Origin of the sequence: Plantibacter sp. lyk4-40-MEA-4, assembly GCF_030209415.1 — a bacterium.
GTDB lineage: Bacteria > Actinomycetota > Actinomycetes > Actinomycetales > Microbacteriaceae > Plantibacter > Plantibacter flavus_A.
This window is the reverse complement of the sequence record NZ_JARVSA010000005.1, coordinates 68,633-86,397: the sequence shown is the minus strand read 5'-3', so window position 1 is coordinate 86,397 and position 17,765 is coordinate 68,633. Positions and strand designations below refer to the sequence as shown.

Sequence of the window (17,765 nt, the reverse complement as noted above, 5' to 3'; positions counted from 1 at the left end):
CGATCGTTCAGGGGGCGTGCAACGAGCTCCGGAGTCCGTGCGGTGCGTCGAGCTTCGGACGCTGCAGGATCCCGCGGCGTCGGAGGATCGGCACGAGTTCGTCGAGCATGCGGTGCACCGTCACCGGGTGGAGGTCGCCCGAGAAGATGAACCCGTCGTTGTCCGCCTCACTGCCGGCGCGTTCGATGTGGTCGGCCACCTCAGCCGCCGTGCCGACGACACCGCTGCCGTCGGTGATCCGCCCGAGTCGTGCCTTCGGCACGAGCAGCTCCCGGAGCGTCGCCGCTGCGAAGGACTCGTGCCGGCCGCGCAACGCGTCGAGGCTGCCGCGCGACACGTGGTCGCCGAAGACGGCCGGGTCCACCGGTCGGTCGAGGTCGAGCGCGGTGAGGTCCGTCTCCAGGTCGCTCGACCACCCGAGTGCGACGGAGCGCAGCGTCTCATCGTCCGGCTGTTCCGAGGCGGCGACGAGACGGTCGGCCTCGGCACTGCTCGACACGATGACCGGCTTGAACACGAACAGGATCGCGGGAGGGGTGTCCCGACCGACGGCAGCCGACGCGTCGAGGACCCGCCTCCGGTACGCACGGAGGCTCGCGATGTCGAGCGGTGCGAGGGCGAGCTGGACGTCCGACTGTCGTCCGGTGAAGGCGAGCCCTCGCGGCGAGGAGCCCGGCGACACGATGACGGGCTCCCCACCGGAGTCCTCGTGGAAGGGCAGGGCGTTGAGCGGCCCGTCGAAGTCGTAGTGTGCGCCGCGGTGCTCGACGCGGTCGAGGTGGCGGCCGTCGGCGAAGCGTCCGGAGGCGGTGTCGCCCACGTACGCGCCAGGTCGCCAGCTCCGCCAGAGCGCGCGCACGCCGTCCAGCCACTCCTCCGCCCGCTCATAGGCGATGTCGTGCGGCACGACCGGCTCGCCGAAGTGACGGCTGCTGCCGACGTCGGTCACCACGTTCACCCCGAACCGTCCGCGACTGAGGTGCTGCAGGGTCGCGAACTGCCGCGCCGCCTGGTACGGCGGCAGTTGCAACGGGTTCACGGTCGGGATGATGCCGATGCGCTCCGTCACCGCGAAGAGGAACGGGGCGAGGCTCAGCGGGTCGTGCTTCGGCCCGCCGTAGGCGCCGCGGATGCGGAGGTCGAGCGTCTCGGAGTTCCCCAGCGAGAGGGCGTCCTCGATGATCAGGAGGTCCAAGCCAGCCTGCTCGAGCTCGCGCACGGCCTGCTGGTAGAGCGCGGGCTCCTGCCAGCGGTAGTCCCAGTCGAGGTACGGGTGCCCCCAACCGTGCGGACCGAACCCACGTGACAAGAACCAGCCGAAGCGTTGCCGGGCACTCACGCGGCGACCGCCTCGTCCGCCGTGACGCTCGCGCCGGAGCTCGTCGACGGTTCCCGGACCGGGAGCGCGTCGAACGCCGAGGCGAGGTCCGCGATGAGGTCGGCCGCGTCTTCGATGCCGACGGAGATCCGCACGAGTCCTTGGCCGATGCCGCTCGCCGCGAGCTGCTCGGCCGAACGCTGGGCGTGCGTGGTCGAGGCCGGGTGGAGGATCAGCGACCGGACGTCGCCCAGATTCGTCATCCGCGTGAACAAGCCGACGTGGTCGATGACCGTCCGTGCTGCGTCCCGTCCGCCGTGCAGGGTGAACGAGAACACCGATCCCTGTCCATCCGGCAGATACCGGTCCGCCAGGCCGCGGAACGGACTGTCGCTGAGTCCCGAATAGTCGACCGAGGCCACTTCCGTCCGTCCCGCCAGCCACGTCGCGAGGGCGAGGGCGTTCTCGCTCTGCCGTTGGACGCGGAGTGACAGCGTCTCGATACCCTGTGCGATGAGGAACGCGTTGAACGGCGACGGCGTCGGGCCGAGACGCAGCGCGACCGATGCCCGTGCGTAGGCGGCCAGCGCTGCACGCCCGTCCGCCTCGACGTGGCTGAGCCCGCCGAGCGCGTCGACCGGCGAGGTGAGGTGACGATAGCGGTCCGCGTGAGCGGTCCAGTCGAACGTGCCGCCGTCGACGACGACCCCGCCGAGAACGGTGCCGTGCCCCGCCAGGAACTTGCTGGCCGAGTGGACGACGATGTCGGCGCCGTGCTCGATGGGACGCAGGAGGTAGGGCGTGGCGAAGGTGTTGTCGACGACGAGCGGGACCCCGTGCGCATGGGCGACGTCGGCGACGAGACGGAGATCCGTGAGGTCGTTGCGGGGGTTCGGAATGGACTCGACGAAGATCGCGCGCGTTGCGGGTCGGATGGCACGCTCCCATGCGTCGGCGTCGAGCGGATCGGAGACCTCGCTCGTGGTGATCCCCAGCCGACCGAAGTTCTCCGTGAAGAGGCTGCGCGAGCCCTCGTACAGACTCGGCGCGGTGAGCAGGTGGTCGCCGGCCTCGAGCAGGGAGAGCAGGGCGACGCCGACGGCCGCCTGTCCGGAGCCGAGGAGCAGCGCGTCCACACCACCCTCCAGGGCGGCGAGACGGCGCTCGACGGCGTCGATCGTCGGATTGCCGACCCGGCTGTAGCTGTAGCCACCAGGGTCCGGGCCGAACCGCTGCTCCGCCTCGTCGAAGTCCGCGAACACGAACCCGGCACTCGCGTAGATCGGCAGAGCCCGCGGCTGGAGCGGCGCATCGGGTGCGCCACCGGCGTGCAGCTGTCGGGTGCTGAAGCCCCCTCGATCCCGCTCGTGCATCGCCTCGTCCTCTCCGTCAGCTCGGCCGTCGTCGACGCCCCGGCGTCGGTGACAGGCACTCTACGGTCGGGATCGGGGCGGGCGCAGGTGACGACGACATGTGCGGACACAATCGGCCGGCGACGCAGCCGTCGGGAGAGGCCCCGTACCCTGGAGAGACGTCGGCCGCGCACACGGTGACCGGCGCCGACGGATCGGACGAGGGGGAACCGTGAAAGCACTCATCGCATCGGGGAGCGGTCGGTATGCGGATCCGTGGCACCCGTACGCGCGCACGAGCCCGCTCATCGCGGAGGTCCTGGAGACGGCCGGCTTCGCGGTCGAGATCGACGAGGACGTCGATCGTGCGATGACGCGACTCGAGGGCGTGGAGCTCCTGGTGGTCAACGCAGGCGACCCGTGGCGGTCCGAGGACCAGGGTCGGGCGCCCGCTGCCGCCACCGACGGTTTCGCAGAGGCGCTGGGTCGGGGGATCGGTGTCCTCGCGATGCATGCGGCGCTCGCCTCGCTCCGCGACTACCCGGACTGGGCGCCGACGATCGGGGCGCTGTGGCTGCCCGGCGTGTCCTGGCATCCGCCGATGGGCCCGACCGTCGTCCGCGGCCTGGCATCGCCAGACGGCGGAGCGCTCGGCGACATCCCCGTGGACGACGAACAGTACCTGCGGCTGCAACCCGTCGGTCGGAGCACCACCGTCGCCGAGCACGACGTCGACGGCGAGCGGTTCCCTGCGGTGTGGGTCCGCGAGGTGGGGCCTTCGCGCGTCGCCGTCGACGCACTCGGACACGACGAGCGGTCCTACGCCTCGGCTGAGCACCGTGCACTGCTCGCGACGCTGGCACGGTGGGTGGCCCGGGCGCCGTCTGCGTGATCCGTCACGGATCCTCGATCGGCTTCGTCTGTGTCGCGACCCTCGTCGGCGCAAGCCCCCGTCGAACGGGAGTCGCCTCCCGCGACCGGGTCTATGCTCCTGTTCGGGGCTGCGAGCGACCATGATGGCCGGATGTGGCCCTCGTCAGGAATCGGAACCTCGAGAAAGCCGCACCACGTGTCACAGGACCTCATGTCACCCGAGAACAACGTCCAGCGCATCATGCGCACCGGAACCGTCTGGTTCGGCGTCGCGGTCGGGAGCACCGCGATCGTCCTCGGGCTCCTCCTCAGCTCAGGTTGGCGACCGGCGGTCCTCGCCGAGGGACTCCGCGTGGTCTGGTGGTGCTGCTCGGTCATCGTGGGTTTGAGCATCGGTCTGCTGGGTTGGTCCGGGTGTCCGATCCTGGAGGTGGACGTCCCGACGGCGTCCCGGAACAAGTCGTTGACCATGCAGCTCGGAACGATGCTCTTCATCCTCGGGAGCATCGGCGCCATGTTCACCGTGCTGGCCGGCTCGCCGAGCTGACACCCGCGGCGCGGGCACGTCCGGCTCCTGCAGCATCGTCGCGTCGGAACGGCGTCGTAGAGTCGATGCATGGCCAGATCCTCAGCACCGCTCCGCAGACTCGGGTTCCTCACGATGGGCCTGTTCGACCCCGAGGAGCCGGCGGCCGGGCACGAGGCGACCCTGCAGCTCATCGAGCTCGGTGAACGCCTGGGGTTCGACAGCGCCTGGCTGCGGCACCGGCATCTGCAGTTCGGCATCTCCTCACCGGTCGCCGTCCTCGCGGCGGCGACGCAGCGCACGAAGCGCATCGCGCTCGGCACCGCGGTCACACCGCTCGGCGCGGAGAACCCCTTCCGGCTCGCAGAGGACCTGGGCACGGTCGACGTCCTCTCGGGCGGCAGGCTGCTTCCCGGCTTCAGCACCGGTGAGCCGATGCGCTTCGACGCGTTCAAGCACGCGATCTACCCGTCGACGCTCGACCAGGAGGACCTCGGCTACGACCGCGTCCTGCGCCTCCGCTCCTTCATCCGCGGTGACGTCGTCAGCGACAGCGCCGGTCGTGAGGGCCAGGAGGACTACTCCTCACGGGTCGAGCCGCACGCCGACGGTCTGGCGGAGCGGCTCTGGTACGGAGCCGGCAGCCTGCGGTCGGCGGGTTGGGCCGGTGAGCAGTCATTCAACCTGCTCACGAGCAGCGTCATCGCCGCCGAGGACGGCACGACGGACTTCGCGGCGAACCAGGCCGCCCAGGTGCGTCGGTTCCGAGAACTCCACCCGGCGGGTGAGCGGGCCCGCGTGTCGCAGGGGCTCGTGGTCATCCCGACGGATTCCGCGACGGCGACCCAGCGAGCCCGGTACCGCGAGTACGTCGACTCGAGACGGCACCGCGTCGGCGTCGCCCATGGGCCGCGGCGGATGCTCTTCGCGGAGGACCTCGTCGGCAGCAGTGCGGAGATCGCAGAGCGGCTGCACGAGCACGCCGGATTCCAGGAGGTCGACGAGGTCGCCTTCGCCCTCCCCTTCACGCTCGAAGCGGACGACTACACGCAGCTGCTCACCGACATCGCCGGCGCGCTCGGGCCAGCCCTCGGCTGGCGACCGGCCGCGGACGGGGAGTCCCGTCCGGCCTGAGCGGACCGGTCGGAGACGGCTTCCGGTCGCGCGTACAGTGCAGGTATGACGCAGCACGGGTTCAGACGGTACGTGGCCATCGGCGACAGCTTCAGTGAGGGCTACGGGGATCTCCGGGAGGACGGCACCCTCCGCGGGTGGGCCGACTTCGTGGCCCTCGGCCTCGCCCGGGCCTCAACGGAGACCGTCAGCTACGCGAACCTCGCCATCCGCGGGCGGAAGCTCGTCCCGATCCTCGACGAACAACTCGACCGTGCGATCGCGATGGGTCCGGACCTCGTCAGCTTCAACGGCGGCGGCAACGACATCATGCGCCCGCGGGTGTCGATCGACGGCGTCGCCGACCGCCTGGACGGTGCGGTCGATCGTCTGCGTGCCGGGGGAGCCCACGTGCTGCTGTTGAGCGGGGCGAACCCTTCCGCCCACATCCCGATGGGTTCGCTCCTCGCCCGCCGCGGCGAGCAGCTGGCCCAGGCCGTGCGGGTGCGGTATCCGCGTGACGGGGTGACCTTCGTCGACAACTGGGCTGACCGGACGCTCGCCGACCTCCGGTACTGGTCGGTGGACCGGCTGCACCTCAACGCCCTCGGCCACGCCCGGGTGGCGGGCAACGTGCTGACGGCGCTCGACGTGCCGGTCCCGGAGGAGTGGGGGATCGAGGACGTCGCTGCTGCCCCGCCCGGTCCGCGTCAACGTCGCACCGCGGCCTACTACCGGGAACACGTGCTCCCGTGGATCGGGCGCCGTCTGACCGGTCGGTCCTCGGGCGACGGTCGCGAACCGAAGATCGCCCAGCTGCGACCGGTCGACACCCGCGGCTGACCGTTACCGGTCAGCCGCGGACCGTCAGCCGACGCGGACGAGTGTGCGCTGCCAACCGGAGGATCCGTTCGGAGCGATCGGCGCCTGCTTCTCGATCTGGAGGTTTCCGGCCTTGTCGGTCGCGCGGACGGCGACGTAGTGCGTGCCGGCGGTCGCCTCCCAGTCCATCCACCACTGCACCCAGGTGTCGTCGTTGATGGCGGTCGTGAGGTTGACGCTCTGCCAGTCGCCGTTGTCGATGCTGACCTCGACCTTGGCGATCCCGACGGTCTGCGCCCAGGCGACGCCCGCGATCTTGGCCGGACCCGCCGGCACCTGCTTGTCGATCCGGGGCGTGTCGATCCGCGAGGAGAGTTTGATGGGCGCCTTCGCGTCGTAGCCGCGCGGGGTCCAGTAGGCCTCGTCCTTCTCGAACGTCGTGACCGTCAGCTTCGTCAGCCACTTCGTCGCCGACACGTAGCCGTAGAGGCCCGGGACGACCATACGCACGGGGAAACCGTGCTCGAGCGGCAGCGGCTCGCCGTTCATCGCCACGGCGAGGATCGCGTCCAGGTTCGGGTCGGTGAGCGACTCGAGCGGCGTGCTCGCCGTGAACCCGTCGACGCTCGTGGACAGGACCATGTCGGCCTTCGAGTCCGGCATCGCCCGCTTGAGGACGTCGCGGACAGGGATACCGAGCCACTTCGCGTTGCCCAGAAGGTTGCCGCCCACCTCGTTCGAGACGCAGGTCATGGTGATGACGTATTCGTCGAGACCCATCGCGAGGAGTTCCTCGAAGGTGATCTGCACCTGCTCGCCGACCATGCCGTCGATCGTGAGCGTCCACGTGGCCGGGTCGACCGTCGGCACGGTCAGCGCGGTGTCGACTCGGTAGAACTTGTCGTTCGGCGTGAAGAGCGGGCTGAGGCCGTCGACGTCCGCCTCGGCTCCATCGGGGATCGTGACGGTCGACTTCGGTGCCGGGAGCTTGAGGGCGTCGCGGACGGCCGTGATCGACGAGGTGGTGACGTTCACGAGGCGTGCGCCCACGCCGACGACGACGGCACCGGCCGCCGCGATGCCGGCCACGCGGAAGAAGCCTCGACGGTCGAACGCCGCGCGCTCGTCGTCCGAACCGTTCGCGGCGCGCTTCGGCAGGCGACGGCTCAGGAGGATGAGGACCACGACGCCCGCCGCGAGACCGAGGATCACCGGGACGACGGCGAGCGGGGTGGCACCGGCGCGGGTGACGGTCGTCGCTCCGGCGAACACGCCGGCCGCGAACAGGACCACGACACCGAGCGGTGGACGGATCTGCTGCAGGACCCCGGCGATCGCCGCGGCGATCACGACGGCGACCCCGAGGCTCACGAGGAGGAAGATCTTGTCGTTGCTGCCGAACGTCTCGATCGCGAACTCCTTCGCCCACCGCGGGACGATGTCGATCACGAACGATCCGACGGTGAGGAGGGGGCTGCTGCCGCGGGCGAACAACAGCGCCGCCAGCTCGGCGATCGCGAGGAACACCGCTGCTGCGACGATCCCGGACAGTGCTGCCGCGAACCAGACGAGACGTCGTCCGCCCCGTGTGGTACCGGTCTGGTGCTTCGATGGCATGTGCTACTCCCTGATCGTGGCTCGACAGGAGTTCGGAGCACTGCCCGGATCAGACGGGTCGGATCCGCCGTCCGCCCGTCGTGTCGGCTGTCAGGCCGTCGAGACGGCCAGCCGCAGTCCCGTCTCGGACGCCGACCGGAGGGCCTCTGCGAACTCCTGCTCGCTCCGTTCGCGCTGCGCTGCGAGCGCCGGGTCTTGGTCGGCGAGGGTCAGACTCGTCGTGATGACATGGACGTCCATGCCGAGGGCTCCGCCGAACAACGTCCGCAGCGCCGGCACCTCGTGATCCCAACCCTCGGTCGGGCTGCCCGCGTCGTAGGCGATCCCGCGGCTGGTGGCGATGACGACCGGCCGGCCGGTGAGCGCTCCCGTGTCCGCGGAGGTGACGCCCGGCACGTGGATGTGGTCGATCCACGCTTTGAGCGACGACGGGATCGAGAAGTTGTACAGCGGCGCGCCGATCACGACGATGTCGGCGCCGAGCAGCTCGTCGAGCAGGATGCGCTGGAGCGTCTCGGACTCGGCGGGCGGGTTCGCACCGGGGCGGCGGTCGGCCGGCGCCCAGTGGAGACTCGCGTCGGCGAGGTGGGGGACCGGATCGCGGTGCAGGTCGCGACGGACGACGACGCCGGTGGGGTCGGCGTTCGACCAGGCGTCCACGACGGCCTGCGAGAGCCGGCGGGACCGGGAGGTGTCGAGATCGGCGGAGGAGTCGAGGTGCAGGAGCGTGGGCATGCGGCAACGCTAGCAAGCCGGGTCCCGTCCGCTTCCTTGCGGCACGCACTGGTGGCGGTTACCGTCGCAGGATGGTCGACGCCCCAGCCCCAGCCCCAGCCCCCGCCACCTCCACCCGCCCGGACGCACGCGTCCTCGACGAGATCGACCCGCTCGCGGAACACCGCGCGGCGTTCGTCCCGGCCGAGGGCGTCGTCGCCTACCTCGACGGGAACTCCCTGGGGCGGCCGTTGCGGGCCACGGCGGAGCGGCTGCAGTCGTTCATCGCGGAGGAGTGGGGGACGAGGCTCATCCGGTCGTGGGACGACCGTTGGTTCGAGCTGCCGCTGACGCTCGGCGACCGCCTGGGATCGGTCGTGCTCGGTGCCGCACCCGGCCAGACGGTCGTCGCCGACTCGACGACCGTGCTGCTGTACAAGCTGATCCGCGCGGCGGTCGACGCGACGTCGTCTGCCGGAGGAGGTGCGCCGCGCGACGAGCTCGTGATCGATGCGGGGAACTTCCCGACGGACCGCTTCGTGATCGAGGGGGTCGCCGCTGAACGTGGTCTGCGTGTGCGATGGATCGACGCCGACCCGGTCCACGGTGTCGCCGCGCACCGGCTGCGCGAGGTGGTCCACGAGCGGACCGCACTCGTCGTGCTCAGCCAGGTCGACTACCGGTCCGGAGCGCTGCTCGACGTCGAGGAGCTGACCGCGATCGCGCATCAGGCGGGAGCACTCGTCCTCTGGGATCTGTGCCACTCCGCCGGTGCGGTCCCGATCGAGCTCGACGGGTGGGGCGTGGACCTCGCGGTGGGCTGCTCCTACAAGTACCTCGGTGGCGGGCCCGGGGCTCCGGCGTTCGCCTACGTCGCGGCACGCCATCAGGACCGGCTCCTCCAGCCCATCCAGGGGTGGATGGGCGCCGCCGACGTCTTCGCCATGGCCGACGCCTATCAGCCGGCCGTCGGGATGCGCCGGTTCCTCAGCGGGACGCCACCGATCGTGGGCATGCTGCCGCTCGAGGACTCGCTGACGCTCATCGAGTCCGCCGGGGTCGCCGCCATCCGGGAGAAGTCCGAGGCCCTCACCACGTTCGCGATCTCCTGGGCCGACGAGCACCTCGCAGGCTCCGGTGTCAGGGTGATGACCCCTCGTGATCCGGCGCGTCGCGGTGGTCATGTGACGCTCGGTCACCCGTCGTTCCGCGAGATCACCCCGCTGCTCTGGAATGCGGGTGTGATCCCCGACTTCCGGCACCCGGACGGTCTCCGCATCGGGGTCGCCCCCTTGAGCTCCGGCTTCGCCGAGCTCGAACGCGGGCTGATCCGGATCGCCGAGGCCGTCCACCGGTGGACGGCCTCACCCGGCTTCACCCCGCCCGGCGGACGTCCGTCGTAGGCTTGGCGGCATGCCCGCTGCCTCTGGAACCCAGTACCGTCTCCACCACACCGGTCCGCAGGGCGAGGTCCGAGCGACGGTCACCGAACTCGCCGCCGGACTCCGCGAACTGACGGTCGGCGGACGCACCCTCGTGCAGTCCTTCGGTGAGGACGTCGTCGCCCCGATGGGGTGCGGCATGGTGCTCGTGCCGTGGCCCAACCGCGTCCGCGATGCCCGGTGGACGCTCGACGGTGAACCGCAGCAGCTCGACGTCACCGAGGCGGCGACCGGGAACGCCTCCCATGGGCTCCTGCGCAACACGGGGTACCGGGCGGGGGATCACACCGATCACGCGGTGACCCTGCTCGCCTCGGTGTTCCCGCAGCACGGCTACCCGTTCCGCCTCGACACCTCGGTCGCCTACACCTTGGACGACGACGGCCTGCGGGTGACCCACACGATCGTGAACCGGTCGAGTCGCCCCGTGCCGGTCGCCGTCGGTGCTCACCCCTACCTGGCGCTCGGCGACGTACCGACCGCCGACCTCACCGTGACGGTGGCCGCCGACACCTGGTTCGAGACGGACGAGCAGCGCATCCCGGTCGCCTCCCGCCCCGTCGACGGAACCCCGTACGATCTGCGCTCTGGTGTTCGCGTGGGCGACCTCTCGATCGACGTCGGCCTGGGTTCGGTCCGGCAGGTCGACGGTGCCGTCCGACACCGGCTCACCGCACCCGACGGCGACACCGTCGAACTCTGGGCGGACGACGACTTCCGGTTCGTCCAGGTCTACACGCCGAAGAACTTCCCGGCGGCAGACGGACCGACGCAGGCCATCGCCATCGAGCCCATGACGGCCCCCGCCGATGCGCTGAACAGCGGGACCGGACTCCGATGGTTGGAGCCCGACGAGCGGTGGTCGCTGTCCTGGGGGATCCGACTCACGCAGGTGTGACCGGCACGCCGTTCGGCGGACAATCGACCGTCCCACGGGCGGACGAGGATCAGCTCACAGGATGACGCCGCGGGGACGATGATCGCCCTGGCGTCCGATGTGCCGCCCCCGGGTGTCGACGGACACTTGTGGCATGACCACGCACCTGGACACCAGCCCGAACCTCTTCACCCTGTCCACGCCCCGGATTGCACAGACCGAGCGGCTGCAGGTGGCGCGGCCGACGGCTCGACCGCGCGGACGGTTCGGGGCGTTCGTGGGCGTCCTCCTGGGGAACATCGTCCTCTGGAGCACGCTCTTCATCACGATCGGTGTCGTGCTCGCACTGCAGCTCGGCATCGTCGGCGTCATCGCCGCGTCACTGTTGCGCTGAGCGCGATCCCGTCGTCAGGCACCTGAATCGGCGAGACCCGTTCCGGAATCGTCCGCTGCGTCCTCGGCGGGCGCGTCATCGTCCAGTGCCTCGTCCTCGACCACGGCGTCCGGGAGCCCCGGCAGCATGGCCGCCGCGCCCTCGTCACGAATGCCTTCGACCGCCCCGAAATCAGACATGATGCTTCCTCTCGATCGTCGTGCCCGCCAGGGTAACCGGCGGACACGACGATCGACAGCCCTTGTGGGCGAGAGGTTCGTCAGTCGACGATCGACACCGTCACGTCGATGTTGCCGCGCGTGGCGTTCGAGTAGGGGCACACCTGGTGCGCCTGGTCGGCCAGCTGCTGGGCTTCGTCGTGCGTCACGTTCGGCACGTAGACGTCGAGCTCGACGGCCAGGCCGAAGCCGCCCTCACCGTTCGATCCGATGCCGACGCTGGCCGACACCTCGGCGTCCTTCGTGTCGAGCTTCGCGGTGCGCCCGACGGCGTGGAGGGCGCTGAGGAAGCACGCGGCGAAGCCGGCAGCAAACAGCTGCTCGGGGTTGGTGCCCTCGCCGCTGCCGCCGAGTTCCTTCGGGGGACGGGTGTCGAAGTCGAGGAGGTCGTCCTCACTGCGGACGTGTCCGTCTCGTCCGCCTCCGGTGGCATGGGCAACTGCTGTGTACGCGATATCCATTGCTCCATCCTTGCACCGTCGTGCGTGCCCGGCGCACCTTCTCCGGGAGCTCTCGGCAGTCGTTCAGTACAGCGTGGATCGAGCCGCGTCGACCACCGCCGTCGTGACGAGCTCGAGCAGTCGGGAGTGGAGTCGCCACTGCTGCCAGAACAACGGGACGTCGACGCCGCCCGTCTCGTCGAGTACGACGAGATCGCCCCTGCGCAGCGGCGCGTCGGACTGCGCGTCCGGGAGCATGCCCCAGCCGAGACCGAGGCCGACGGCGGTCGCGAAGTCCGCCGAGGCCGGAACATGGTGCCGCGGCGGGTCGGCGGGGTCGACGCCACGTCGTCGGAGGTAGGCGTCCTGGAGATCGTCCTTCCGGTCGAACACGACGACGGGCGCTGCGGTGAGCGCCTGAGCGATCGCCCCGTCTTCGAACCAGCGCGCCGCGAACGCGGGTGAGGCCATCGGCCGGTATCGCATCCGGCCGAGAGGCCGCACCGTGCACCCCTGGACCGGTTCGGCGTTCGACGTGACGGCGGCCATGACGCTGCCCGCACGGAGGAGGTCCGTCGAATGGTCCTGGTCCTCGCGAGCGAGGTCGAAGACGACCGACTCCCGTGCGGCGACGTCCGCCAGCACGGGCAGCAGCCAGGTGGCGAGGGAGTCGGCGTTCACGACGATCGGGATGACCGCGGGGGTGGCCGGCGTGAGCGCGTCGTCGGCGTGCAACTCGAGCGCCGCGTCGTGACCGAGCAGGTGCACCGCGCGGCCGAGGCGGAGCACGATCTCACCTGACGCCGTGATGGTGATCGGTTTGGTCCGGAGCAGGAGGACCCGTCCGACGCTCTGCTCGAGGGCCTTGATGCGTTGGCTGATCGCCGACGGCGTGACCATCAGCTCCCGGGCGGCCGACTCGAAGGTGCCGTGGTCGACGGCGGCGACGAAGGCCCGCAGTTGCTCGAAATTGAAGTCCATCATAAGAGGATCTTACGATTCATCAGAATATTGAACTGGATTCATTATGCTGCGCCTCCTACGGTCGGAGGATGACCTCCGCACTGCAGGCCGCGATCGCGGGCCTCGGCCTCGGCCTCTCACTCATCGTGGCCATCGGCGCCCAGAACGCCTTCGTCCTCCGGCAGGGCATCCGGCGCGAGCATGTCCTTCCCGTGGTGCTGGTCTGCGCACTCTCCGACGCGGTGCTCATCATCGCCGGTGTCAGCGGCATCGGCTTCGTCGTGGAGCGGTTCCCCGTGGTCCTCGTCGTCCTCCGTTGGGCCGGGGCCGCCTTCCTGCTCGGCTACGGCCTGCTGGCCGCACGCCGTGCACTCGCCCCGTCCGGTCTCGCCGCCGACCGTGGTGGCAACAGCCTCTCGCTCAGGGCGGCGGTACTCACCGTCATCGGCCTCACCTGGCTGAACCCCCACGTGTACCTCGACACCGTGCTCCTCCTCGGCTCGATCGCGAACACGCACGGGGAGCTGGGGCGGTGGTGGTTCGCCGCCGGCGCTGTGCTCGGGAGCATCCTGTGGTTCACCGCGCTGGGGTACGGCGCGCGACTGCTCCGCGGGGTCTTCGCGAAGCCCGTGGCCTGGCGCATCCTCGATGTCGCGATCGCGGTCGTCATGATCGCCCTCGCGATCATGCTCGTCCTGCGCCCCTGAGCGTGCTCGAGGGTGCCTGGTTAGGATTGCCGGGTGATGAGAACCCTGCGTGAGGTCAACACGGTCGTCGAGCGCCTCTGGCCACTGTCCGGAGCCGAGGACTGGGATGCCCCGGGGCTCCTCGTCGGCGACCCGGACCAGCCGGTCGGGCATGTGCTCCTGGCGGTCGACGCGGTCGGGGTGACCGTCGACGAGGTGCTCGAGCGCCCCGACGGTCTGCTGCTGGTCCACCACCCGCTGCTGATGCGTGGTGTCACGACCGTGGCGGGTGACCGGTACAAGGGGTCGCTCATCATGCGCCTGATCCGTGGCGGCGCCGGACTCATCGCCGCCCACACCAACGCCGACGTCGTCGTGGACGGGACCTCGGACGTCCTCGCCCGACGTCTCGGCCTGCACGACCCGGCTCCGATCGTCCCTGCCGCCGACGGTCTGACCGGGCTGGGCCGGGTCGGCGACCTCCCGGAGGTGACGACGCTCGGCGCGATCGCACGTGCCCTGGCCGAGATCCTGCCGGCGACCGCCACGGGGGTCCGTGCCTCCGGCGACTACGACCAGGCCGTCCGGAGGATCGCGCTCTGCGGGGGAGCGGGGGACTCGCTCCTGTCCCACCCCGCGGTCCGCGCGGCCGACGTGTACATCACGGCCGACCTCCGCCACCACCCGGCGTCCGAGGCCCGGGAACAGGCACTCCTCGGCGGCGGGCCGGCCCTCGTCGACGTCTCCCACTGGGCGAGCGAGTGGCTGTGGTTGGAGGGGGCCGCCGACGCGCTCCGACGAGAGCTCCCGGGACTCGACGTCCGGGTCAGCGAGCTGCGTACCGACCCGTGGGACTTCGTCGTCACCCAGTAGTCGGCGCGGCCGGTAGGGTGATGAGTCGAGAGTTTGGAACAGACGTGAAAGCCAGCCCAGCAGACCAGAAGACGTTGCTCACCCTGCAGAGCATCGACACCGGCGTGCAGCGCACCGCCCACCGCGCGGCGAACCTCCCCGAGGCCGCGCGCATCGCGCAGCTCCAGGCCGAGATCGAGACCGTCCGCCTCCGTCGCCTGGAGCGGGTCGGCGTCCGCGACGATGCACAGACCGAGCTCGGGCGCATCGAGTCCGACGTCGCCGTCGTCGCGGCCCGCATGAAGCGCGACGCCGACCGTCTCCAGTCGTCGACCTCCGTCAAGGACGTCGAAGCGCTGCAGAGCGAGATCGCCTCCTTGCAGAACCGGCAGAACAACCTCGAAGAGATCCAGCTGAACGTCATGGAGCGGGTCGAAGCCGCGGAGGACGCCGTCGCCCAGGTCGACGCCGAGCGCGCCGGACTCCAGGAACTCCTCGACGAGGTCGTCGCCAAGCGCGACGCAGAACTCGTCGAGCTCGAGGCCGAACGGGCACGACTCACCGCCGACCGCGAGTCACTCGCACCCGGCATCCCCGCCGACCTCCTGGCCCTCTACGACCAGCGCCGCGCCCGCGGCGGCATCGGTGCAGCACTGTTCCGCGCCGGCACCTGCGGCGCATGCAAGATGTCGCTCACCGGCAACGACCTCCAGGCCGTCCGCGCCGCGCCGTCCGAAGAGGTCGTGCAGTGCCCCGAGTGCGCCGCGATCGTCGTCCGGACGGACGAGTCAGGCCTCATCTGAGTCGGACGCGGGCTGCACGACACCGGCGGTCCGCGGCCGCTGTCACGGGCCGGTAGACTCGTCTCCGTGAACGGGCCGGCTAGACGGTCGCGTCACCGAGACCTCCGGGTGTCGGTGCCGAGGAACGTCCGGGCTCCACAGAGCAGGGCGGTGGGTAACACCCACCCGGGGTGACCCGCGAGACAGTGCCACAGAGAACAGACCGCCGTGGGCGACCACGGTCAGGGTGAAACGGTGGGGTAAGAGCCCACCAGCGACCGGGGTGACCCGGTCGGCTCGGTAAACCTCGTCCGGAGCAAGGTCAACAGGGAACGCTGAGGCTGCTCGCCAAGTTCCCGGGTAGACCGCTAGAGGGCGGCGGCAACGTCGTCCCGAGAGAGATGGCCGTCCAAACGCGAGAGCGTGGGACAGAACCCGGCGTACCGGTCGACCCGTTCACACCCCAGCACGGCCGCGACTGCGTCGAGCCGTACTGCGACACCCGCGCAAGCGTGGGACGGAACCCGGCGTACCTGTCGACCCGTTCACACCCCAGCACGGCCGCGACTGCGTCGAGCCGTACTGCGACACCCGCGCAAGCGTGGGACGGAACCCGGCGTACCGGTCGACCCGTTCACACCCCAGCACGGCCGCGACTGCGTCGAGCCGTACTGCGACACCCGCGCAAGCGTCGGACGGAACCCGGCATACCGGTCGACCCGTTCACACTCAACGCCGGGCGCCGCGACGGAATCGCCAGAGCGCGCCCGCAGCGCTCAGGCGATGCGTTCGGCGGGGCCGGCGGCGAGAGCGGCTGCGCCGAGGATGCCCGCGTTGTTGCGGTGCACGGCAGGGATGATCGGGGTGTCGAGCTTCAGCAGCGGCAGGAAGTGGTCCGCGTGCTTGGACACGCCGCCGCCCACCACGAACTGATCGGGCGAGAAGAGGAACTCGAGGCGCTCGTAGTACTTCTGGAGGCGCTTGGCCCACTTCTCCCAGCTCAGGTCCTCGCGCTCCTTGACCGCGTAGGACGCCCGCGTCTCGGCGTCCTTGCCGTCGATCTCCAGGTGTCCGAGTTCCGCGTTCGGGATCAACGTGCGGTTGTAGATGAGCGCCGTGCCGATGCCGGTGCCGAGCGTCGTCAGGATCGTGAGGCCGCTGGCGCCCTTGGCCGCGCCGAACTCGGTCTCGGCGTACCCGGCCGCGTCAGCATCGTTCACGAAGGTGATCTCACGCCCGAGGCCCTGCTCGAACAGCTGCTCGGCTTCGAGGCCGATCCAGGCGTCGGAGACGTTCGCCGCGGACATCGTCCGGCCGTTGCGGACGATCGCGGGGAAGCAGACGCCGAGCGGGAGTCCGTCCGAGGCCGGGGACAGCTGCTCGAGCACCTGGCGCACCGTCACGACGATGTCCTTCGGCTCGCCACCCTTCGGCGTGGGGATCTTCACCCGATCGGTGAGGAGGGCACCGGTCGTGAGGTCGACGACCGCACCTTTGATGCCGGTCCCTCCGATATCGATGCCGACGGCGGACCGGGGAGCTGCGTTCGTCATGCGTCCAGCCTAGAGCGCCGCGGGCGCTGCGTCGGTGTCGATCGGGCTCGGAAGCGTGAGGATCTCTGCGCCGCGTTCGGTGACGACGAGCGTGTGCTCGAACTGTGCGGTGAGCGACCGGTCGCGCGTCGTGACCGTCCAGTCGTCGTCCCACTGCTCCCAGTCCTGGGAGCCGATCGTGAGCATCGGCTCGATCGTGAACACCATGCCCGGCTCCATCACCGTGTCGTACAGCGGCGCGGCGTCGTAGTGGGGGACGATCAACCCGGAGTGGAAGGACCGTCCGACGCCGTGGCCCGTGAAGTCGCGGACGACGCCGTACCCGAACCGCTTCGCGTAGGACTCGATCGCACGTCCGATGACGTTGATCTGCCGGCCTGGGGCGACGGCCTTGATGCCCCGGTTGAGAGCTTCCCGGGTGCGCTCGACGAGGAGCCGTGTGTCGTCGGCGACGTCGCCGACGAGGAAGGTCACGTTGCTGTCGCCGTGCACGCCGTCGAGGTAGGCCGTGATGTCGATGTTCACGAGGTCACCCTCGCGCAAGGCGGTGTCGTCGGGGATGCCGTGGCAGACGACCTCGTTGACCGAGCTGCAGATCGACTTGGGGTAGCCGCGGTACCCGAGCGTCGACGGATAGGCGCCCTTGCCGATGACGAACGCATGCCCGATGGCGTCCAGTTCGTCGGTGGTGACCCCGGGACGGACCGCCGCACCGACGGCCTGGATCGCATCGGCGGCGATGGTTCCGGCGACCCGGATGCGTTCGATCTCCTCAGCCGAATACAGGTCGCCCCGGGTGTCGGTGGCCGGTGCGGCGCGGCCGACGTACTCGGGGCGGACGATCGTCTCCGGCACCGATCGGGGGCGGCCGACGCGACCGGGGACCAGGTGACCTGCGGTGTCGAAAGGCATAGGATCAAGCCTAACCGAGCAGGGGAGACGCGCCGTGGCGAAGGAACCATCCGAGCAGTACTGGTACAACACGAAGACCGGCCAGGTCGAGTTCGGCTTCGAGTCGAGTGTCGTGGACCGCGTCGGTCCCTTCGAGACGGCTGCGGAGGCCTCGCACGCACTCGAGCGACTCCGCGCCAACAGCGCGAAGTGGGACGCCGACGAGGCTGCCGAGGACTGAGCCACCCGGGTCGCGTCGCGAGCGGATCGCGGGTCTGCCCTCTTCCGCAGGCGTGGTGCGATCCGCCAGGATGGGCCGAGCGATGGAGCTC

At 70.3% G+C, this 17,765-nt stretch carries 20 protein-coding genes and 1 other RNA gene; 12 read left to right on the top strand and 9 right to left on the bottom strand.

What is annotated here, in order from left to right:
* Nucleotides 1–7 precede the first annotated feature (7 nt).
* Complete coding sequence (locus QRN44_RS10380; protein ID WP_285039082.1) at nucleotides 8–1,339, bottom strand: LLM class flavin-dependent oxidoreductase; 1,332 nt, start codon at nucleotides 1,337–1,339, stop codon at nucleotides 8–10.
* Complete coding sequence (locus QRN44_RS10375; protein ID WP_285039081.1) at nucleotides 1,336–2,691, bottom strand: O-acetylhomoserine aminocarboxypropyltransferase/cysteine synthase family protein; 1,356 nt, start codon at nucleotides 2,689–2,691, stop codon at nucleotides 1,336–1,338. The genes QRN44_RS10380 and QRN44_RS10375 overlap by 4 nt, the downstream gene beginning before the upstream one ends.
* Nucleotides 2,692–2,902: 211 nt before the next feature.
* Between QRN44_RS10375 and QRN44_RS10370 the strand changes: the two genes are divergently transcribed.
* From QRN44_RS10370 to QRN44_RS10355, 4 genes are all read left to right on the top strand, one after another.
* Nucleotides 2,903–3,562 carry a ThuA domain-containing protein gene (locus tag QRN44_RS10370; RefSeq protein ID WP_285039080.1) on the top strand — a complete coding sequence of 220 codons (660 nt, stop codon included), beginning with the start codon at nucleotides 2,903–2,905 and terminating at the stop codon, nucleotides 3,560–3,562.
* Nucleotides 3,563–3,739: 177 nt separating this feature from the next.
* On the top strand, nucleotides 3,740–4,090 hold the full coding sequence (locus tag QRN44_RS10365) for a hypothetical protein (protein ID WP_064293749.1): 351 nt from the start codon (nucleotides 3,740–3,742) through the stop codon (nucleotides 4,088–4,090).
* Nucleotides 4,091–4,159: 69 nt separating this feature from the next.
* Nucleotides 4,160–5,203: an LLM class flavin-dependent oxidoreductase gene (locus tag QRN44_RS10360; RefSeq protein WP_175115887.1), complete on the top strand. Its 1,044-nt coding sequence runs from the start codon at nucleotides 4,160–4,162 to the stop codon at nucleotides 5,201–5,203.
* 45 nt (nucleotides 5,204–5,248) lie between these two features.
* The gene (locus tag QRN44_RS10355) at nucleotides 5,249–6,025 is read left to right on the top strand and encodes an SGNH/GDSL hydrolase family protein (RefSeq protein WP_121290780.1); all 777 of its coding nucleotides are present in this window, start codon (nucleotides 5,249–5,251) and stop codon (nucleotides 6,023–6,025) included.
* A gap of 24 nt (nucleotides 6,026–6,049) precedes the next feature.
* Here QRN44_RS10355 and QRN44_RS10350 read toward each other — a convergent pair whose 3' ends face one another.
* Nucleotides 6,050–7,621: a molybdopterin-dependent oxidoreductase gene (locus QRN44_RS10350; protein WP_285039079.1), complete on the bottom strand. Its 1,572-nt coding sequence runs from the start codon at nucleotides 7,619–7,621 to the stop codon at nucleotides 6,050–6,052.
* A 90-nt stretch (nucleotides 7,622–7,711) separates the two neighbouring features.
* Nucleotides 7,712–8,356, bottom strand: a complete 645-nt coding sequence (locus QRN44_RS10345) for an FMN-dependent NADH-azoreductase (RefSeq protein ID WP_285039078.1) — start codon at nucleotides 8,354–8,356, stop codon at nucleotides 7,712–7,714.
* A gap of 71 nt (nucleotides 8,357–8,427) precedes the next feature.
* Here QRN44_RS10345 and QRN44_RS10340 point away from each other — a divergent pair, with 71 nt between their 5' ends.
* From QRN44_RS10340 to QRN44_RS10330, 3 genes are all read left to right on the top strand, one after another.
* Nucleotides 8,428–9,738: a kynureninase gene (locus QRN44_RS10340; RefSeq protein WP_285039077.1), complete on the top strand. Its 1,311-nt coding sequence runs from the start codon at nucleotides 8,428–8,430 to the stop codon at nucleotides 9,736–9,738.
* 10 nt (nucleotides 9,739–9,748) lie between these two features.
* The gene (locus QRN44_RS10335) at nucleotides 9,749–10,675 is read left to right on the top strand and encodes an aldose 1-epimerase family protein (protein WP_175115883.1); all 927 of its coding nucleotides are present in this window, start codon (nucleotides 9,749–9,751) and stop codon (nucleotides 10,673–10,675) included.
* A 133-nt stretch (nucleotides 10,676–10,808) separates the two neighbouring features.
* On the top strand, nucleotides 10,809–11,048 hold the full coding sequence (locus QRN44_RS10330; protein WP_285039076.1) for a hypothetical protein: 240 nt from the start codon (nucleotides 10,809–10,811) through the stop codon (nucleotides 11,046–11,048).
* Nucleotides 11,049–11,062: 14 nt separating this feature from the next.
* Here the strand turns inward: QRN44_RS10330 and QRN44_RS10325 are convergent, their stop codons facing one another.
* The 3 genes from QRN44_RS10325 to QRN44_RS10315 form a co-directional block, all read right to left on the bottom strand.
* Nucleotides 11,063–11,227 carry a hypothetical protein gene (locus QRN44_RS10325; protein WP_153303432.1) on the bottom strand — a complete coding sequence of 55 codons (165 nt, stop codon included), beginning with the start codon at nucleotides 11,225–11,227 and terminating at the stop codon, nucleotides 11,063–11,065.
* An 80-nt stretch (nucleotides 11,228–11,307) separates the two neighbouring features.
* Nucleotides 11,308–11,727 carry an organic hydroperoxide resistance protein gene (locus tag QRN44_RS10320; RefSeq protein ID WP_064293757.1) on the bottom strand — a complete coding sequence of 140 codons (420 nt, stop codon included), beginning with the start codon at nucleotides 11,725–11,727 and terminating at the stop codon, nucleotides 11,308–11,310.
* A gap of 63 nt (nucleotides 11,728–11,790) precedes the next feature.
* Nucleotides 11,791–12,690 (bottom strand): LysR family transcriptional regulator ArgP, encoded by a 900-nt coding sequence (locus tag QRN44_RS10315; protein WP_285039075.1) that lies wholly within the window; start codon nucleotides 12,688–12,690, stop codon nucleotides 11,791–11,793.
* A gap of 68 nt (nucleotides 12,691–12,758) precedes the next feature.
* On the opposite strand from QRN44_RS10315, the gene QRN44_RS10310 reads away from it, so the two are divergent.
* The 4 genes from QRN44_RS10310 (at nucleotide 12,759) to rnpB (ending at nucleotide 15,448) form a co-directional block, all read left to right on the top strand.
* On the top strand, nucleotides 12,759–13,376 hold the full coding sequence (locus QRN44_RS10310) for a LysE/ArgO family amino acid transporter (RefSeq protein WP_064293759.1): 618 nt from the start codon (nucleotides 12,759–12,761) through the stop codon (nucleotides 13,374–13,376).
* Nucleotides 13,377–13,412: 36 nt separating this feature from the next.
* Nucleotides 13,413–14,228 carry a Nif3-like dinuclear metal center hexameric protein gene (locus QRN44_RS10305; RefSeq protein WP_285039074.1) on the top strand — a complete coding sequence of 272 codons (816 nt, stop codon included), beginning with the start codon at nucleotides 13,413–13,415 and terminating at the stop codon, nucleotides 14,226–14,228.
* 44 nt (nucleotides 14,229–14,272) lie between these two features.
* Nucleotides 14,273–15,010 carry a zinc ribbon domain-containing protein gene (locus QRN44_RS10300; RefSeq protein ID WP_064293761.1) on the top strand — a complete coding sequence of 246 codons (738 nt, stop codon included), beginning with the start codon at nucleotides 14,273–14,275 and terminating at the stop codon, nucleotides 15,008–15,010.
* Between the two features lie 71 nt (nucleotides 15,011–15,081).
* An RNA gene (gene rnpB, locus QRN44_RS10295) (RNase P RNA component class A) lies at nucleotides 15,082–15,448 on the top strand.
* Between the two features lie 317 nt (nucleotides 15,449–15,765).
* Here rnpB and ppgK read toward each other — a convergent pair.
* Nucleotides 15,766–16,542, bottom strand: coding sequence for a polyphosphate--glucose phosphotransferase (gene ppgK / locus QRN44_RS10290; protein WP_121290762.1), 777 nt, complete (start codon nucleotides 16,540–16,542; stop codon nucleotides 15,766–15,768).
* 9 nt (nucleotides 16,543–16,551) lie between these two features.
* Nucleotides 16,552–17,454 (bottom strand): type I methionyl aminopeptidase, encoded by a 903-nt coding sequence (gene map / locus QRN44_RS10285; protein ID WP_121290760.1) that lies wholly within the window; start codon nucleotides 17,452–17,454, stop codon nucleotides 16,552–16,554.
* A gap of 34 nt (nucleotides 17,455–17,488) precedes the next feature.
* Here map and QRN44_RS10280 point away from each other — a divergent pair, with 34 nt between their 5' ends.
* Nucleotides 17,489–17,674, top strand: a complete 186-nt coding sequence (locus QRN44_RS10280) for a hypothetical protein (RefSeq protein ID WP_064293764.1) — start codon at nucleotides 17,489–17,491, stop codon at nucleotides 17,672–17,674.
* The last annotated feature ends 91 nt before the right edge of the window (nucleotides 17,675–17,765 follow it).

Bases quoted from the DNA above. Each gene is read 5' to 3' on its own strand.
- QRN44_RS10375 (WP_285039081.1), bottom strand. From the start codon at position 2,691: ATGCACGAGCGGGATCGAGGGGGCTTCAGCACCCGACAGCTGCACGCC.
- QRN44_RS10360 (WP_175115887.1), top strand. From the start codon at position 4,160: ATGGCCAGATCCTCAGCACCGCTCCGCAGACTCGGGTTCCTCACGATG.
- QRN44_RS10355 (WP_121290780.1), top strand. From the start codon at position 5,249: ATGACGCAGCACGGGTTCAGACGGTACGTGGCCATCGGCGACAGCTTC.
- QRN44_RS10350 (WP_285039079.1), bottom strand. From the start codon at position 7,621: ATGCCATCGAAGCACCAGACCGGTACCACACGGGGCGGACGACGTCTC.
- QRN44_RS10345 (WP_285039078.1), bottom strand. From the start codon at position 8,356: ATGCCCACGCTCCTGCACCTCGACTCCTCCGCCGATCTCGACACCTCC.
- QRN44_RS10340 (WP_285039077.1), top strand. From the start codon at position 8,428: ATGGTCGACGCCCCAGCCCCAGCCCCAGCCCCCGCCACCTCCACCCGC.
- QRN44_RS10335 (WP_175115883.1), top strand. From the start codon at position 9,749: ATGCCCGCTGCCTCTGGAACCCAGTACCGTCTCCACCACACCGGTCCG.
- QRN44_RS10330 (WP_285039076.1), top strand. From the start codon at position 10,809: ATGACCACGCACCTGGACACCAGCCCGAACCTCTTCACCCTGTCCACG.
- QRN44_RS10325 (WP_153303432.1), bottom strand. From the start codon at position 11,227: ATGTCTGATTTCGGGGCGGTCGAAGGCATTCGTGACGAGGGCGCGGCG.
- QRN44_RS10320 (WP_064293757.1), bottom strand. From the start codon at position 11,727: ATGGATATCGCGTACACAGCAGTTGCCCATGCCACCGGAGGCGGACGA.
- QRN44_RS10315 (WP_285039075.1), bottom strand. From the start codon at position 12,690: ATGATGGACTTCAATTTCGAGCAACTGCGGGCCTTCGTCGCCGCCGTC.
- QRN44_RS10310 (WP_064293759.1), top strand. From the start codon at position 12,759: ATGACCTCCGCACTGCAGGCCGCGATCGCGGGCCTCGGCCTCGGCCTC.
- QRN44_RS10305 (WP_285039074.1), top strand. From the start codon at position 13,413: ATGAGAACCCTGCGTGAGGTCAACACGGTCGTCGAGCGCCTCTGGCCA.
- ppgK (WP_121290762.1), bottom strand. From the start codon at position 16,542: ATGACGAACGCAGCTCCCCGGTCCGCCGTCGGCATCGATATCGGAGGG.
- map (WP_121290760.1), bottom strand. From the start codon at position 17,454: ATGCCTTTCGACACCGCAGGTCACCTGGTCCCCGGTCGCGTCGGCCGC.